Source organism: Bacillus sp. MT(2024) (assembly GCF_036362845.1).
Lineage (GTDB): Bacteria > Bacillota > Bacilli > Bacillales > Bacillaceae > Bacillus > Bacillus velezensis.
Genome location: NZ_CP143632.1, coordinates 3,263,115 through 3,278,032 on the forward strand (window position 1 = coordinate 3,263,115; position 14,918 = coordinate 3,278,032).

Consider the following 14,918-nt stretch of genomic DNA (forward strand, 5'->3'; position numbering starts at 1 on the left):
GGTATAATTATAATAAAAGAAAACCGCGCCCGTTCCCGAAGCGCGATAAACCTTATACGACGTCATACCCTTGATCTTCAATCGCGTCCTTTATATCTGATACGGAGACTTTGTTCTCATCAAACGTCACATCCACCTGTCCGGCTTCCAATTTCACCTGAACCGCCGTCACTCCGTTCAGTTCTCCCACTCCGGTCTCTACTGCTTTTACGCAGTGCTGACAGGACATGCCTTCGACTTGCAGTGTTTTTTGTTCCATGATGATTCCCTCCACGTCTTGTTTTTTCTTTTTTATGTTACCATACCCCTGTAGGGTATTTCAAAACATTTTATTTTACGATTTTGCGATTTTTTTCACAACATCAAGCAGCTCGGCAATCGCCTGCTCCCCGTTTCCGCTCTCAATGGCGCCGGCTACGCAGTGATGGGCGTGATCTTCCAGCAGATGAAACGCGACTTTCTGCATGGCCGCCTGTACGGCTGAAATCTGCACGAGAATATCCACGCAGTATCGTTCGTTTTCCACCATATTCTGAATGCCCCTGACTTGGCCTTCAATCCGTTTCAGCCGGTTCAGAATCTGGTCTTTTTCCTTGGCGCTTTTATGATTTAACGATTGATGCTCGGTATGTTTGTCCATTTTCCACCTCGGTTTTGTTCTTCGTTACCTTCATTATACAGACTTGAAAATCCGGTGTAAAAAATTTTCAACACACAAGTTTTACCAGTACACCCGCGGGGTATATATTGTTATCACATATCATGAGGGGGAAGTTCATTGAAAACGATACAGGTTGGCATATTGGGATATGGTTTGTCCGGGAAAGTCTTTCATGCGCCGCTTTTGGACGTCCTTGATGATTATCAGATCAAAAAAGTCATGACCTCCAGAACGGAGGAGGTCAGACGTGATCTGCCGGGGGCTGAAGCCGTGCGCGCGATTGAAGACATTACCGGTGATCCTGACATTGATCTCGTCATCGTTACGACACCGAGCGGAATGCATTATGAATCAGCGATGAAATGTCTCCTGGCGGGAAAACACACCGTCGTGGAAAAACCGATGACGGCGACTTCAGCAGAAGCGGAGGAGCTGAGAAGAACGGCTGAAAATAAAGGCGTCTTACTGAGCGTGTACCACAACCGGCGGTGGGACAATGACTTTTTAACGATACAAAAGCTGATTCGGGACGGGGCGCTTCAAGACATTCATACATATCAAGTCAACTACGATCTGTACAATCCGGTTGTCCAAGAAAGATGGCGCGAAAAAAGCGGACCCGCCACGGGAACGCTGTATGATCTCGGTTCACATATTATTGACCAGACACTCCTGCTTTTCGGAATGCCGGAATCCGTCACGGCACATGTGATGAAACAGCGGGACAACAGTGAAACCGTCGATTATTTTCTGGCCGCGCTCCATTACGGCAAACTTCAGGTCATTCTTCAATCCGGCTCCATGAATGCGGCAAACGGCCCGCGCTATCAGATTCACGGACGGAATGCAAGCTTTATCAAATACGGAAAGGACGGACAGGAAGAGGCGCTTTCAGCCGGCCAAAAGCCGATTGACGACAGCTGGGGCGCCGATGACCCTGACAACTTCGGAGAGCTGACAATCGCAGCGGATGAAAAAAGGCATACAGAAACAATCCCCTCTGAGAACGGCTCTTACCTTACGTACTACAAACTGCTGGCGGACAGCATCTTAAACGGAAAACAGCTTCCCGTTACGGCAAAAGAAGGCATCGATGTCATCCGTGTCATTGAAGCGGCGATGAAAAGCAGCGAGCAAAAACGGACGATTGCCCTTTAATATAAAAAAACCTCCCTGCCGACGGCGGGGAGGTTTTTTTAAGATCAGAATGATTTTCCGGCTTCTTTCGCGCGGGCAATCGCATCTTCTTTAATTTGCTGTGCTTTATTCGGTTCAGCATTATGGCCTTCAACGATTAAACCGTCAAAAGAAGGAACGCCGAAGAAGTTCATCATGATGCCGATGTAACGGTGGCCCATTTCCATGTCAGCCGCCGGGCCTTCAGAGTAATAGCCTCCGCGCGCCTGAATGTGGAGCGCTTTTTTGTCAGTCAACAGGCCGATCGGGCCTTGCTCTGTATATTTGAATGATTTTCCGGCTACAGCCACAGAATCAAGGTACGCTTTCATAACAGGCGGGAATGAGAAGTTCCAAAGCGGTGTGACGAATACGTATTTGTCAGCTGACGCGAATTGATCGCTCAGCTCATTCAGACGGCCGACTTTCGCTTTTTCGTTTTCAGAAAGCTCTTCAAAACCTGTGCCGGATTGAAGTTTTCCCCAGCCGCTGAATACATCCGCGTCGATATGAGGAATGTTCTCTTTGTAAAGGTCGATATGTACAACCTCATCATTCGGGTTTGATTCTTTATAAGAATCGATAAACGCTTTTCCTGTCGCCATGCTGTAAGATGTCTTTTCATCATGAGGATGAGCAGTGATATAAAGTACTTTTGCCATTGTTAACAGCCCTTTCGTTTTCAAATTACACACACATTTATTATGAAATATGAATGTTTTTTTATACTGATCAGTTCTGTAATAATTATAGTTACAAAAAATTCTTTTCGCAACAATAATATCTCGAAATCAGTATATTTTTTAAAAAAGGCTGTAATGACGGGAATGGCAAGCAGCAGAAAAAGCAGAAACATTTAGTTTCTGCTCAAAATCGGATTTGGTTTGCAGACCGGAATATCCAACCCGAGATTCCCCCGCAGTGTATCCGCCGGATAGCTTTTTCGGTACAGCCCCTTTTCCTGAAGGATCGGTATGACTTGATCTACAAAGGCTTCAAGCATGCCCGGGATGTCAGAGTGAATGATAAACCCGTCCGCCGCTTCCCGCTGAAACCATGTTTCAATTAATGATGCCACACGTTCCGGTGTCCCGATAAAGTTGGTTCGCGGAAACGCGGCTTCGCGCGCCACTTGACGCAGCGTAAGATTCCTGGCTTTCGCCTCTCTTTTGATACGGTCTGTCGTACTTTGAAACGCGTTTTTCCCGACGTCGCCCAAATCAGGAAACGGCTCATCCAGCGGAAAACGGCTCAGATCATAATCGTCAAAAAATCTGGCCACATATTTAACGGCGTTCTCTATCGGTATCAGCTCGGCGAATTCCTGATATTTCGCTTCCGCTTCTTCTTGTGAGCCGGCTATAATCGGACTGATTCCCGGAAAGATCCGCAGCTTGGAAGCGTCCCGGCCGTAATCCGCCGCCCGCTTCTTCACATCATCATAAAAAGCTTTCGTTTCCTCAAGTGAATTGGAGTGCGTAAAGACTGCATCTGCATTCCTCGCGGCAAACGACCGGCCGGTTTCTGAAGACCCCGCTTGGAAAACGACCGGCTCTCCCTGTTTGGACCGGCCGATATTCAGCGGGCCCTCCACTTGAAAATACTCGCCTTTGTGATACAGGCGATGCAGTTTGTCAGGGTCAAAAAACTGCCCGGTTTCTTTGTTGCGGACGAAGGCATCTTCTTCCCAGGAATTCCACAGACCGCGCACCACGTCCACATGTTCCTGGGCGATGTCGTAGCGCCGGCTGTGGTCGGGAAGGCTTTCTTTGCTGTGATTGCGCGCGGCTCCCGCCTGCGGAGAGGTGACGAGATTCCAGCCCGCCCTGCCGCCGCTGATATGGTCAAGAGACATCAGCTGTCTTGCGATGGTAAACGGCTCAGTGAACGAGGTGGAAAATGTGCCGATTAAACCAAGATGGGTTGTAGAGGCGGCAAGCGCCGATAAAATAGTGATCGGCTCAAACCGATTTAAGAAATGCGGGATGGACTTTTCAGAAATGAACAAGCCGTCCGCAATAAAAGCAAAGCTGAACAGCCCTCTTTCAGCGGTCTGCGCTTTTTGCCTGTAAAACGCCGCATTCGTGCTTGCTGTCGGATCGACGTCGGGATGACGCCAGCCGTCCGTTGTGCCGCCGACACCGTGAATCATGGCTCCGAATTGAATTAGATCCGTCCGGCTCATTTTCTCTCCCCCTTTTTCCCCTCGTAATCGGCAAGCGCCCGTTCTACATGCTCAATGCCGACTTGAGTAACGGCCTGATACACACGGCTGTCACCGCTGCCGATTTCAACGACGGGAACATGACGGATGCCGTACTTCGTCTGCAGCACGTCACGCAATTCGTCCCGCTCTGTCACATCAATTGTTTCGTATGCCACGGCTTTTTCCCGCAAATATCCTTTCACTTCATCACAATAGGAGCAGCCCTGTTTGCTCCAGACCACTACGTTTACTTCATGACTCATGTTCATCCCTCCTGTAATTGTGGGGCCGGCTGCACCGCTTCGCTTAACAGCCGGTAAGACAATCGTTTTTCCTCAGCGTTTTTGATAGGCGACAAAATCACAAAATCGGTAATGCTGTATTGAACGGATAATCGTCGCAGCTCGGCGGCGGTCTCTTCTTTTGTCCCGGCAATCACACCCGTCTTTTGTGTGATCAGCTTATATGGCTGCGTGACTTGTTCAAGAAACCCTTCCGCTTGTTCCCGGGAACCGACATTCACCTTTTTGCCGTCTTCGAGAATGATTTTGACCGACTCACGCGATACGACGTGTTTTTCCGCTTCTGCTTTTGTATGCGCGGTAAATACCATCGGCGCAAGGTGAAATTCCGCCTTCGATCCTTTCGGCAGATGCTCGTCAAAGGCGTGGCGCGCTTTTTCTAACGCAGCCTCTTCACCGTTTATGAAATAGGCGAAAACGAAGGAAATGCCGAGTTTGGCCGCGGATATCGCGCTTTCCGCGCTGCCGCCGAGTAAAAAGATGTCAGGCGCATACTCAGTATGCGGCGTCGGCCGCAATGACGCGTAGCGGTGCGAGTCCGGAAAATCATTTCGGATGAAATGAGTCAGCTCCTCAAGCTTTTCTTCAAACAAACGGGCGGGCTGGATAAGCTCCCGCTGCAGCGCATCGGTTGACAGCTGAAATCCGCCGGGCGCTTTGCCGACACCGAGCGCCACACGGCCGGGAGCAAGGGCGGACAGAACCCGGAACTGCTCCGCCACTTTATAAGGACTGTAATGCTGCAGCATCACCCCGCCGGATGCGAGACGGATTTTTTTCGTGCTTGCGGCAAGATACCCCAGAACAATTTCCGGCGCTGATCCCGCTATCTCTTCATTGTTATGATGCTCCGCCGCCCAGAAACGGTCATATCCGTATTGTTCGGCCTCCTGAGCCAATTTCACCGTTTGCCGCAAGGCTTCTTCTGCGGTTTGGTTTTCCGCGGTGACACTTTGGTCTAAAATGCTTAAACGAATCATACGACAGGCTCCTTTATGCGCTCTTTTATGTCATAACCGTAATCAGGCAGCACGCGGCGGAGGAACTTCTTCGTTCTTTCTTTTTTCGTCTTGTGAAAAACTTCCTCAGGCGTTCCTTGTTCCACGATTGCTCCTTCATCCATAAACACAATTTGGTCGGACACTCTTCTGGCGAATTCCATCTCATGTGTGACAATGATCATGGTGGCGCCGGTCCGCACAATGTTAAGCATCACCTCAAGCACCTCGCCGACAAGCTCCGGATCAAGGGCTGCGGTCGGTTCATCAAACAGCATCACATCAGGATGAATGGCAAGCGCCCGGGCAATCCCGACCCGCTGCTTTTGTCCTCCCGACAGCTGATTCGGATAGGCATGCAATTTATCCTGAAGCCCCACCTTGGCCAGTTCCCGCTCGGCAATGGCGTACGCATCTGATTTTTTCATTTTCCTTGCGACCGTCAGGCCTTCCATGACATTTTGAATCGCCGTTTTATGCGAAAACAAATGATATTGCTGAAAAACCATCGCCGTCTGTTTCCTCAGTCTGAGAATGTCTTTTTTGGCAGGCTTTTTGCAGTTAATGACTTCACCGTGCAGCGAAATGGCGCCCTCATCCGGCCGCTCAAGTAAATTAAGGCAGCGCAGAAAAGTGGTTTTCCCGGAACCGCTCGGGCCGATGATCGTCACGACTTCTCCTTTCCGGACACTTAAATTGATCCCCTTTAACACGTGATGACTGCCAAAATGTTTCTGAATGTTTCGGATTTCGATCATAATGCGCCTCCTTGATATCTGGCCGCTCTTTTTTCCGCCAGACTGTTTACTGCTTCGAGAATCAGCGTTAATCCCCAATAAATCACGGCCGCCCCGATAAATGCTTCCAGAAACGCATAGTTATCGGATGCCGCAATCGTCGCCGTTCCTGTAATTTCAGGCACTGCAACAATTGCCGCGATGGAAGTGGTATGCAAAAAGCCGATGCCTATATTGGTGAAGTTCGGCAGCGATATCATGAACGCCTGCGGCAGAATTACGCGCCGAATCATCTGGCCCCGCGTCAGACCGATTGAATATGCCGCCTCCGCCTGCCCCGTATCGACGGCCATGATCCCGGATCGGAGAATTTCCGTCATATAAGCGCCTGCCGTTAATGACAGTGCCATGATGACAAACACGGCGACCGGAATCTGATTGGCCGACCAGCCGAGATGAAACGCGCGGCTGAATTGTTCGGCAATCAGCGGAACCCCTAAATAAATCAGCATGATATGGAGAATCGCCGGGGTGCTGCGGAAAAAAGACACGTAAAACGCTGAGCAGGCCAGCAGCCATTTGATGCGGAATATACGCACCGTGATATTGCCGAGAGCTATGAAAAATCCGGCAATAATCGGAATGACCGTCATCGCCAATGTAAGCGGAACGGTTTTCAACATTTGTTTTATCGCAGTGCCGATAAATGGAATGTCCAGCTCCACTGTTCTCCCTCCTTTTCAGCCGTGCGCACTCATGTCAAAAACCGTCACAAGGCGCGTCTCATCTTTCTTGATTCGTTTTTCGGCCCATCTGAAGACACATTCAAATAAAAGGGCGGCCGCGTAATACAGAACAGACAGCGAGATATACACTTCAAGAGAATGATTGCTCGATGTAATCAAGGTCTGTCCTCTGCCCGACATATCCATCACCCCGATCGAAAAAGCGAGTGATGTATCTTTTAAGAAACCGATCACCATATTCCCGATGTTGGGAAAGGCCTGCACAAGCGCCTGCGGCAGAATGATGCGCCGGAATGTCTGCCCCCCGTTCAGCCCGATGCTGAACGCCGCCTCCGCCTGCCCGCGGCCGACGCTGTTCACACCTCCCCTGATGATTTCGGCCGCTCTTGCCGCGCTGCTCAGCGCGTACGTGGCGATGGCCGCATACAAAGGGTCCATTTTAGAGGTATCAATTCCGGCGAGCGCCGTGAGCGCCGGAATGCCGTAAAATACAATGAACAGCTGCACCATGATGGGCGTTCCTCTGAAAAAAGAGATATACAGCTTCGCATACTGATTCAAAACGGGAATGCGATAGATGCGGGGCAGCGCCAAAAGCAGCCCCAAAAGAAAGCCGAACAGCAAAGACACCGCCAATATATACAGCGTGACGGGCAAATACCCGAGCAATGTCGGCACAAAGGAGGCGATCATACTGATATCAAACGCTTTTTCCATTGCCGGTCCCTCTCTTTTTCACTTAATATTGCTCCTTTGAATAATCCGCGCCGAGCCACTTTTCACTCAGCTTTTTAAGCGTGCCGTCATCAATGATTTCCTTGAGCGCTTTATCAATGTCATCGCTCAGCGTTTGTTCATTTTTGTTAAACATAAAGAACACTTTGGCATTTGACAGCACCCCGCCGACCGTTTTTTCTTTGATTGCGCTTGTTTTGTTTTGAAAATCGACAGCAAACGGCGTTGAAATCGTTGCATCGGCGCGGCCGGATTTCAGCTGATTGGCCGCATCGTTTGAACCTTGGCCGGCATAGGCGATTTCAAACGGACTGCCGTGTTTTTCATTCCATTTTTTCAGCACAAGCGCGCCGTTTGACGTCGGACTTGTAATGACCCGCTTTCCTTTCAAGTCATCAATGCCGTGAATGTCCCCGTTATCTTGGAGCACCGTGATTTTCAGCGGGAAGTTGTTATACGCGACTTGATTGAACAGAAATTTTTTCTCCCGTTCGGCGCTTTTCTCCATTTGATGAGCCACGATATCGACTTTATGCTGGCCAAGGCTGACAAGCAGGTTGGAGAAATCCATCGTTTTAAAGGTGAATCGATAGTCCGGCAGGCGCCTGTCAAGCTCTTTCACCAGCTCAACGTCATAGCCCGTCAATTTGCCTTTATCATCAATAAAGCAAATATTCGGAAATTGAGTGCCGGTGCCGACCGTAATGTTCTTCACGTTTTTCTGATTGCCTGATGCCGCCTCCCCGCCCGCGCCGCAGGCTGATAACGCCGCCGTTGCCGCAATTGTTAATGACATGACCGCCAGTCTTATTTTCATGTGATCGCCCCGTTTTCTGCTTCAATTATTTCGTGAAACTTGATTTTGAATAATCCGCGCCGAGCCATTTTTCACTCAGCCTTTTCAATGTGCCGTCCTTCTCAAGCTTTTGAATCGCCCGATCCGTATCGTCCGCCAGGGTTTGGCTGTTTTTATTGAACATAAAATACACCTCGGTATCGAGCAGCACATCACCGACCGTCTTTTGTTTGAACGCGTGCGTCTTATTTTGAAAATCGACGGCAAACGGCGTGGATACGGTGGCGTCAGCACGTCCTGTCTCCATTTGGTTCGCTGTATCATTGCCGCCCTGCCCGGCGTATTTCAAGTGTATCGGGCTGCCGTGGGACTTGTTGTATGCCGTCATATAATCCGCCGCATTTGACGTCGCGCCGACGATGACGGTTTTCCCTTTTAAATCCCGGAGCGTGTGTATCGCGTCATTATCCGCCTTCACCGTAATGTACATCGGCGAGTAGTTATACGGGATTTTGTGATACAAAAAGCGTTTCTCCCGTTCCTTGTTTTTCGCCATATTGTGCGCAATCACGTCAATTTTCCGGTTTCCGAGACTTGTAAGCAGATTCGAAAAATCCATCGTCTTAAAGACAAATTTGTATTGCGGCAGCTGTTCATCAATGGCTTTCATCACTTCAATGTCATAGCCGGTCAGCTCGCCTTTTTCATCCATAAAAGCAATGTTCGGAAAATCAGTTCCCGTGCCGACGATAACGGTCTGCACGCCGCTCCCCGCTTTCGTGCTTTCTCCTTGCCCGCACCCGGCCAGCACGCCGAGCAGCAGAAGCAGACAGCCGGCTCTGATCCGTTTTTTTATCATTGCGCCCAGCTCGGTGTGCCTAACAGCGACGCGTCAAACCGCTCCGGTATGAGCACCTTTCTCATCATGACTCCGATGTCTCCGTCTTTCTCCTGCTCAAAATACACTTCATATCCCCTCCGTCTGTACATATCTACAAGCCAGGGATGCTTGCGCGCCGAAGTGCCGAGCGTGATGGCCGGGGCCTTCAGCGTATCCCGCAGCACATGTTCCTCCACATAAGTCAAAAGTTTGCTGCCGATGCCCTGCCCCTTCAGCTCAGGAAGCGTCGCAAACCACCAGACAAACGGATATTTTGACGGAGGCGTGTCACTCTCCCACGGAAAACGGATCGTAATTGTTGAAAGAAGCCGTCCGTCCCGTTCGAGCACGACGGCTGAATGATTTTCAATATTTTCCGTTACCATATCGATGTCGGCCCGCGCCGACGGCCAGTCAATCTCCAAATTGCGGATCGGCTGAAACGCGCTGTACAGCAGCTCTAAAAACTCCGGCGCATCCTTTTTCTCAGCCAATCGAAATATGTCTTCACTCATTCCGGTCACTCTCCCCGCAAAAAATATATAATTCCAATTTGTTTACTAAGCTTTGATTGTTTATACTATAAAGCAAACTGATTTGTTTGACTAATCAAAAAAAGTAAAGGAAAGGTTCAAGAAAATTAATGAACAGCCGGGAGGGGATTTCGTTGGAATTACGCACCATTAAAACGTTTCATACCATCGTACAGTCAGGCAGCTTTTATAAGGCCGCCGAAATTCTGAACTACTCACAGCCGACGATTTCAATGCGGATTAAACAGCTGGAACAGGATGTAGGCGCGCAGCTGTTTGAACGGGGAAAGAAGCTGAAGCTGACAAGGGCGGGGCGGCTGTTTCATGAGCGGGCCGGGCAGCTTCTCGCGCAATACGAGGTGCTTGACCATACTCTGGCCGATATCAGACAGGGCCAGGCCGGCCTTATTCAGATCGGCATATCCGAACCGACGGCAAGCCTGATCTTCCCTGCCGTGCTGCGGGGTTTCTTAAATGATTATCCGGACATGTCGGTCAATGTCAGCGTGGATGATGCCAATACATGCAGCCGCAAACTGCTGGAGGGCGCCATTGATTTTGCGGTATGCGGCGAGCCGGAGCTGATTCTGGAAAATTACTTTGATCCGTTTTTCCACGACTCGCTCAATGTCATCGTGTCCAACAGACATCCCCTTGCCGCCAAAGCAAGCGTTAATCTCGAAGATTTAGAAAATGAATGCCTGATTTTTACGCCCGCCAATTGCCCGATCCGGATTCAAATTGAACAGCACCTGCAGCGGGCCATCGGCAGCCGCTATCGAAAAATGGAGCTGACCAGCAGCATGGCTCACCAATACTATGTCAGGGAAAATATCGGCGTCTCAATCTTTACGGCGACGGCGCATTCAGAGCCGATCGAGGGCACGAAGGTCATTCCGATCCATAACTTAACAATTTCACCGCCGGTCGGGCTTTTGACAAACCAAAAAGAAGAGCATTTTGACTGTGCCACAAAAGATTTAATCAGCAGGATCATCAGCCGGTTTCAGCGTGATCCGCATTAAAAAAACCCCCGCTTTACGGGGGTTTTTGTATATTCATCTTATATAATGCTCCGCACCAAGCCGCCGTCGATCCGCAAAGCAGATCCGTTAATGGCTGACGACAGCGGGCTGCTTAAAAAGGCGACAAAGTGGGCGATCTCTTCCGGACGGATCAATCGCTGAATGATCGACGTCGGACGATTTTCCTTCATAAATCGTCTCTCCGCTTCAGCCACTGTCAGGTTTTCACCGGGATAAAGCGACTCCAGCATCGTTTCGACGCCCTCTGTTTTCGTGGAGCCCGGCATGACCGTATTCACCGTCACATTCGTCCCTTCCGTGAGCTCGGCCAGACTGCGTGACAGCGACAGCTGCGTCGTTTTCGTAGCGCTGTAATGAGCCATTTCCTGAGAAGGCATGACGGCCGCTTCACTCGCGATAAAGATCACCCGTCCTTCCTTCCGCTCAATCATCCGCTTTGCATACCGGCGTGTCAGCCGCACGCCGCTCATGATATTCACCTCGAAAAACCGGAGCCACTCTTCGTCAGGAATATCAAAGTATTCCGCAGGTTCAAAGATTCCTAAATTGTTGACGAGAATATCCACATCCGGATACTGCTGAAAAATCGCGCCGCATCCTTCCGCCGTGCCTAAATCAAATGCGGCCGGATAGAGACGGGCATCCGGCGTCTGTTTCTCTAGTTCCCGGATCGTTTCGTTCACCTTTTCTTCACGGCGGCCGTTAATGATCACGGCCGCACCTTCTGCAATCAGCGAAGCCGCAATCGCCTTCCCGATGCCTGACGTAGATCCCGTCACAAGCGCCGTCTTCCCTTTTAACTGCAAGTCCATCATCCATTCCTCCCTATCGCAAGTCTCTTCTTATATATGGACAGAAATCGAAAGCCTGAAACCTTCCGTCCCTATTATCGGGTAGAAAAATGGATGAGGGGAAGTACGCACTTTTTAGTGCCTGTCCGTTGTCCCGGCTGACGGCTGATCAATTTGAATGAAAAACTCACCATCTAATTCTGCCTGAGCCTTTTTTAATATCCTTAATACATCATCAGCATCCGAACCCAATTCCTTCTGACTGATCTCAAAATTCTTCCACACCAAAGTCAGCGGATATTCTATCCAGCCTGTCAGACAATCCCATAAGGCATTCAGATTTTCACCATAAAAGTCCGGGAAATCTAATTGATCTTTTAAGATTCGGTGTAATGCTTCTGTGCTTGTAACATCTTTTCCGTCTATGATGACGACTATCATTCACATGGACTCCTTTTTTCTTCGAATTATATTTAGCAGGATACACCTTGATCCATTACCTTCGACCCGTTATTATAACTCACCTCACACTTGTTAAGGAGAAATTAATATTCTAGTTATTTACTGTATTATTTATTATTGGTAGAATTTAATTGAATCTTATGAGGAGGGTTATAGATGAAAAAATCTTTTGTTTTTCTATTATCGCTAGTGCTTTTATTTAGCATTTTTCCTATTAGCACTTTAGCCACCGTGAAAACGTCAGAAGATGACACGATAACTGTACCTGGAAAAGATGTAAAAAACACTGCAGTATTAGTTGATGCTATCAATGAATTAGATGAAAAATTGGATATGAAAAATCTATCATCTAATTCTCCAGAAGATATAAGTCAACTGAGTTTAGCAGCAAAAACGCTGTATGATACTATTGTAAATTATGAAAATCAAACATCTGCTTCTTTGACAGGCACTGACGCGTTGATCATATTCAAAGAGTATATTGACGAGTTAAATAGAAGTGAAGTTATTAAACCTGTTGAACACATTGTAACAACAATGGGAGTTATAAACTATAAAGAATATAAAATTAGCAACTCACAAATAAAACAATTGAGTGCTGCTGTTGGAATTAATAGTGGATTTTGGGGTACAGCTACAGCTATAGCTAAAATTTTTGCTAAAAGCCCAACTGCACTTACATTAATGTTAGGTGCGGTACCGCTTTTAGGTATGGGTACTATAAATGCCTGCAATTCTAAAGGTAAAGGCATTATTATTACAAAAATGGGTTCAGGAGCAACGAATACATATAGTTGCAGGTCTCAATAAAAAAGTGTGAGCTTTCGCTCACACTTTTTTATTTTTTATTTTTCTGATACATTTTGATATAAATTCACTAACAAAAAAAACTATTAAGCCTGATATTAATAACAAAAGTGAATTTATCTTTAAACCCTTGTTAAAAAAATCAAGGATACTATTTATCAATAAAAAACCTGACCAATAGATGAATAAAGAATAGAAAGCTATATTAGTGCTCTTTTCATCCGTATTTCTACTAGTTTTAAAAAACAATGATCTGCCCTCCCTATTCTTGAATCTTTTCAATCCTTACTATAAAATTTTTCAATGCTCATCAAAAATACTTATTGGTGGTTAAGTGCTTAATCTTTCGTTTAGGTTGGTACATTGAGCCTTCTTCATTTTACTCATGTCGTCACCTCCCATAAAACAATGATAACATGAATTAATTCTAGTTTATATTGTATGTAATTCCCGAAATAGCTAATACTCTTCACTAACTTCAAGTATAAACCGAAAAATTTAAACAATTTCATTTAAAATCTAAACAGAAGTCCATGTACGAGACTGAAGAAAATACTCCGCAATTCGATCCCTATCTTTCATTTCATTCTGAAAACAATTAAAACAAAGAGCATAGTAATTCTGTTGGCTTTATCTCTATTCTTTACTGTATTTCCTGGACAGCTTTTTTGCCAAAATTATACAAACGGATAATACAAAATAATAGGATAAAGCAAAAGCAGCACATCTTTTAGATTATCCTTTTTAAGTATTGAATGAGTAGTAAGAGAAATTAAAATGAACAGGCAGGAATTTAGATAGGAGGAGGTATGGCATTAACACGAAAGCCATCTTCCTTTCAGCACAAAGGGAGAAAACGAAGAATTTTAAAAAGTGTTACCAAAATGTTACCGCAGTGCCATCGAAAGCTTTGAAAGCCTTGATAACACTGCGGTTTCGGCGTTATGTATGGAGACGGTGGGAGTCGAACCCACGTCCAGAAACATCGATTACTTAAGCGTCTACGAGCGTAGCCTGCATATTTCGTGTTTCACTCGTCTTCATGCCTGCGGGCGGGCCTTCCGAGAGCTAGTCTGTCAGTCTCTTCTTACGTTCTCAGACGGGAACGCAAGCGTAGCCTACTTGGATGTGCTCTTCACGGACACATAGGCAATGTCAGGAAGAGCTCGCTGCGTTTATTAGGCAGCTAGTGCTAAGTTTTGGTTAAAACTTTTAGTTTTGCCAGTTATATTTAGGTGCGTGTTAACGAGATCGCCTCTCGGCTCGCAGCTCAAGCTCGATCCATCCCTGTCGAATCCGTAACGTCCCCTTGTTAAGGGTATACGGGAGATCTATCAAGCTCTTGCTCAACTGGCTGTACTGTTATTATACCATGATCACAGGCAAATTCAATTGGGAATATCTTCAATAAACAGCCTGTGAATCTGATGTGTGAACAGTATAGCACAGGGCATATCATCACATCAAGGCTCAGGCATCAGAAGCCTTTTTGTCTGTCTCTGAACGCTCTTTCGATTTCTCTTTTGGCGTCTTTTCGTTTTAAATCTTCACGTTTATCGTATGTTTTCTTCCCTTTTCCGAGGCCGATTAATACTTTGGCGAAGCCGTTTTTCAAGTACAGCTTCAGCGGCACGAGGGAATAGCCTTTCTCTTTCGTCAGGCCGATCAGCTTATTGATTTCTTTCCGGTGCATCAAAAGCTTTCTCGTCCGGAGCGGGTCGTGGTTATAGCGGTTTCCCTGCTCGTACGGGCTGATGTGCATGTTGTGGAGGAACACTTCGCCGCGCTCGATTTTCGCAAAGGAATCCTTCATGTTTACGCGGCCGGCGCGGATGGACTTAATCTCCGTTCCCTGCAGCACGATGCCTGTTTCATAGGTTTCTTCTATAAAGTAGTCATGATTTGCTTTTTTGTTTTGCGATAATACTTTGCCTGATCCTTTTGGCATGCCTTATCCTCCTCTCTCCGCAAAAACCGTTCATGTGTGCGATACGCTTTATTTTAGCAAATGGATCGTTCCGCGACAATGAAAATGCGGCTTG

Annotated in this window: 18 protein-coding genes and 1 other RNA gene; 3 read left to right on the plus strand and 16 right to left on the minus strand. The window is 47.4% G+C overall.

Annotation, left to right across the window (positions count from 1 at the left end; translation table 11 throughout):
* Positions 1 to 52: 52 nt before the first annotated feature.
* Together copZ and csoR are read right to left on the minus strand one after the other, a co-directional pair.
* Complete coding sequence (gene copZ, locus VP472_RS16300) at positions 53 to 259, minus strand: copper chaperone CopZ (protein WP_015240581.1); 207 nt, start codon at positions 257 to 259, stop codon at positions 53 to 55.
* Positions 260 to 334: 75 nt separating this feature from the next.
* Positions 335 to 640, minus strand: a complete 306-nt coding sequence (gene csoR / locus VP472_RS16305; RefSeq protein WP_013353610.1) for a copper-sensing transcriptional repressor CsoR — start codon at positions 638 to 640, stop codon at positions 335 to 337.
* 138 nt (positions 641 to 778) lie between these two features.
* Here csoR and VP472_RS16310 point away from each other — a divergent pair, with 138 nt between their 5' ends.
* On the plus strand, positions 779 to 1,819 hold the full coding sequence (locus VP472_RS16310) for an oxidoreductase (RefSeq protein ID WP_146275501.1): 1,041 nt from the start codon (positions 779 to 781) through the stop codon (positions 1,817 to 1,819).
* A 44-nt stretch (positions 1,820 to 1,863) separates the two neighbouring features.
* Here the strand turns inward: VP472_RS16310 and azoRB are convergent, their stop codons facing one another.
* The 10 genes from azoRB to VP472_RS16360 form a co-directional block, all read right to left on the minus strand.
* Positions 1,864 to 2,499 carry an FMN-dependent NADH-azoreductase AzoRB gene (gene azoRB / locus VP472_RS16315; RefSeq protein WP_003151719.1) on the minus strand — a complete coding sequence of 212 codons (636 nt, stop codon included), beginning with the start codon at positions 2,497 to 2,499 and terminating at the stop codon, positions 1,864 to 1,866.
* 194 nt (positions 2,500 to 2,693) lie between these two features.
* A complete protein-coding gene (locus tag VP472_RS16320; RefSeq protein ID WP_070082371.1) occupies positions 2,694 to 4,022 on the minus strand; it encodes an LLM class flavin-dependent oxidoreductase in 1,329 nt (442 codons plus the stop codon).
* Positions 4,019 to 4,306: a glutaredoxin family protein gene (locus VP472_RS16325; RefSeq protein WP_003151715.1), complete on the minus strand. Its 288-nt coding sequence runs from the start codon at positions 4,304 to 4,306 to the stop codon at positions 4,019 to 4,021. Before VP472_RS16325 ends, VP472_RS16320 begins: the two co-directional genes overlap by 4 nt.
* Positions 4,307 to 4,308: 2 nt before the next feature.
* The gene (locus VP472_RS16330; RefSeq protein WP_070082372.1) at positions 4,309 to 5,325 is read right to left on the minus strand and encodes an LLM class flavin-dependent oxidoreductase; all 1,017 of its coding nucleotides are present in this window, start codon (positions 5,323 to 5,325) and stop codon (positions 4,309 to 4,311) included.
* Complete coding sequence (locus tag VP472_RS16335) at positions 5,322 to 6,101, minus strand: amino acid ABC transporter ATP-binding protein (protein ID WP_025853847.1); 780 nt, start codon at positions 6,099 to 6,101, stop codon at positions 5,322 to 5,324. Before VP472_RS16335 ends, VP472_RS16330 begins: the two co-directional genes overlap by 4 nt.
* Positions 6,098 to 6,805: an amino acid ABC transporter permease gene (locus VP472_RS16340; protein WP_070082373.1), complete on the minus strand. Its 708-nt coding sequence runs from the start codon at positions 6,803 to 6,805 to the stop codon at positions 6,098 to 6,100. The genes VP472_RS16335 and VP472_RS16340 overlap by 4 nt, the downstream gene beginning before the upstream one ends.
* A gap of 15 nt (positions 6,806 to 6,820) precedes the next feature.
* Complete coding sequence (locus VP472_RS16345; protein WP_070082374.1) at positions 6,821 to 7,543, minus strand: amino acid ABC transporter permease; 723 nt, start codon at positions 7,541 to 7,543, stop codon at positions 6,821 to 6,823.
* A gap of 22 nt (positions 7,544 to 7,565) precedes the next feature.
* Positions 7,566 to 8,378, minus strand: coding sequence for an amino acid ABC transporter substrate-binding protein (locus VP472_RS16350; protein ID WP_015387707.1), 813 nt, complete (start codon positions 8,376 to 8,378; stop codon positions 7,566 to 7,568).
* A gap of 25 nt (positions 8,379 to 8,403) precedes the next feature.
* Positions 8,404 to 9,216 (minus strand): amino acid ABC transporter substrate-binding protein, encoded by an 813-nt coding sequence (locus tag VP472_RS16355; RefSeq protein ID WP_070082375.1) that lies wholly within the window; start codon positions 9,214 to 9,216, stop codon positions 8,404 to 8,406.
* A complete protein-coding gene (locus tag VP472_RS16360) occupies positions 9,213 to 9,752 on the minus strand; it encodes a GNAT family N-acetyltransferase (protein WP_003151702.1) in 540 nt (179 codons plus the stop codon). The genes VP472_RS16355 and VP472_RS16360 overlap by 4 nt, the downstream gene beginning before the upstream one ends.
* A gap of 152 nt (positions 9,753 to 9,904) precedes the next feature.
* Between VP472_RS16360 and VP472_RS16365 the strand changes: the two genes are divergently transcribed.
* Positions 9,905 to 10,795 (plus strand): LysR family transcriptional regulator, encoded by an 891-nt coding sequence (locus VP472_RS16365; protein WP_070082376.1) that lies wholly within the window; start codon positions 9,905 to 9,907, stop codon positions 10,793 to 10,795.
* A 38-nt stretch (positions 10,796 to 10,833) separates the two neighbouring features.
* On the opposite strand, the gene VP472_RS16370 is transcribed toward VP472_RS16365, so the two are convergent.
* Positions 10,834 to 11,628 carry an SDR family NAD(P)-dependent oxidoreductase gene (locus tag VP472_RS16370; RefSeq protein WP_003151697.1) on the minus strand — a complete coding sequence of 265 codons (795 nt, stop codon included), beginning with the start codon at positions 11,626 to 11,628 and terminating at the stop codon, positions 10,834 to 10,836.
* A 114-nt stretch (positions 11,629 to 11,742) separates the two neighbouring features.
* Positions 11,743 to 12,048 carry a barstar family protein gene (locus VP472_RS16375; protein ID WP_146275503.1) on the minus strand — a complete coding sequence of 102 codons (306 nt, stop codon included), beginning with the start codon at positions 12,046 to 12,048 and terminating at the stop codon, positions 11,743 to 11,745.
* Positions 12,049 to 12,225: 177 nt separating this feature from the next.
* Between VP472_RS16375 and VP472_RS16380 the strand changes: the two genes are divergently transcribed.
* Positions 12,226 to 12,879 carry a hypothetical protein gene (locus VP472_RS16380; RefSeq protein WP_101562435.1) on the plus strand — a complete coding sequence of 218 codons (654 nt, stop codon included), beginning with the start codon at positions 12,226 to 12,228 and terminating at the stop codon, positions 12,877 to 12,879.
* A gap of 943 nt (positions 12,880 to 13,822) precedes the next feature.
* On the opposite strand, the gene ssrA is transcribed toward VP472_RS16380, so the two are convergent.
* Positions 13,823 to 14,185, minus strand: a transfer-messenger RNA (tmRNA) gene (gene ssrA, locus VP472_RS16385).
* A 168-nt stretch (positions 14,186 to 14,353) separates the two neighbouring features.
* Complete coding sequence (gene smpB / locus VP472_RS16390) at positions 14,354 to 14,824, minus strand: SsrA-binding protein (protein ID WP_003151688.1); 471 nt, start codon at positions 14,822 to 14,824, stop codon at positions 14,354 to 14,356.
* Positions 14,825 to 14,918: the final 94 nt, after the last annotated feature.

Bases quoted from the DNA above. Each gene is read 5' to 3' on its own strand.
- copZ (WP_015240581.1), bottom strand. From the start codon at position 259: ATGGAACAAAAAACACTGCAAGTCGAAGGCATGTCCTGTCAGCACTGC.
- csoR (WP_013353610.1), bottom strand. From the start codon at position 640: ATGGACAAACATACCGAGCATCAATCGTTAAATCATAAAAGCGCCAAG.
- azoRB (WP_003151719.1), bottom strand. From the start codon at position 2,499: ATGGCAAAAGTACTTTATATCACTGCTCATCCTCATGATGAAAAGACA.
- VP472_RS16320 (WP_070082371.1), bottom strand. From the start codon at position 4,022: ATGAGCCGGACGGATCTAATTCAATTCGGAGCCATGATTCACGGTGTC.
- VP472_RS16325 (WP_003151715.1), bottom strand. From the start codon at position 4,306: ATGAGTCATGAAGTAAACGTAGTGGTCTGGAGCAAACAGGGCTGCTCC.
- VP472_RS16330 (WP_070082372.1), bottom strand. From the start codon at position 5,325: ATGATTCGTTTAAGCATTTTAGACCAAAGTGTCACCGCGGAAAACCAA.
- VP472_RS16335 (WP_025853847.1), bottom strand. From the start codon at position 6,101: ATGATCGAAATCCGAAACATTCAGAAACATTTTGGCAGTCATCACGTG.
- VP472_RS16345 (WP_070082374.1), bottom strand. From the start codon at position 7,543: ATGGAAAAAGCGTTTGATATCAGTATGATCGCCTCCTTTGTGCCGACA.
- VP472_RS16350 (WP_015387707.1), bottom strand. From the start codon at position 8,378: ATGAAAATAAGACTGGCGGTCATGTCATTAACAATTGCGGCAACGGCG.
- VP472_RS16355 (WP_070082375.1), bottom strand. From the start codon at position 9,216: ATGATAAAAAAACGGATCAGAGCCGGCTGTCTGCTTCTGCTGCTCGGC.
- VP472_RS16360 (WP_003151702.1), bottom strand. From the start codon at position 9,752: ATGAGTGAAGACATATTTCGATTGGCTGAGAAAAAGGATGCGCCGGAG.
- VP472_RS16370 (WP_003151697.1), bottom strand. From the start codon at position 11,628: ATGGACTTGCAGTTAAAAGGGAAGACGGCGCTTGTGACGGGATCTACG.
- VP472_RS16375 (WP_146275503.1), bottom strand. From the start codon at position 12,048: ATGATAGTCGTCATCATAGACGGAAAAGATGTTACAAGCACAGAAGCA.
- VP472_RS16380 (WP_101562435.1), top strand. From the start codon at position 12,226: ATGAAAAAATCTTTTGTTTTTCTATTATCGCTAGTGCTTTTATTTAGC.
- smpB (WP_003151688.1), bottom strand. From the start codon at position 14,824: ATGCCAAAAGGATCAGGCAAAGTATTATCGCAAAACAAAAAAGCAAAT.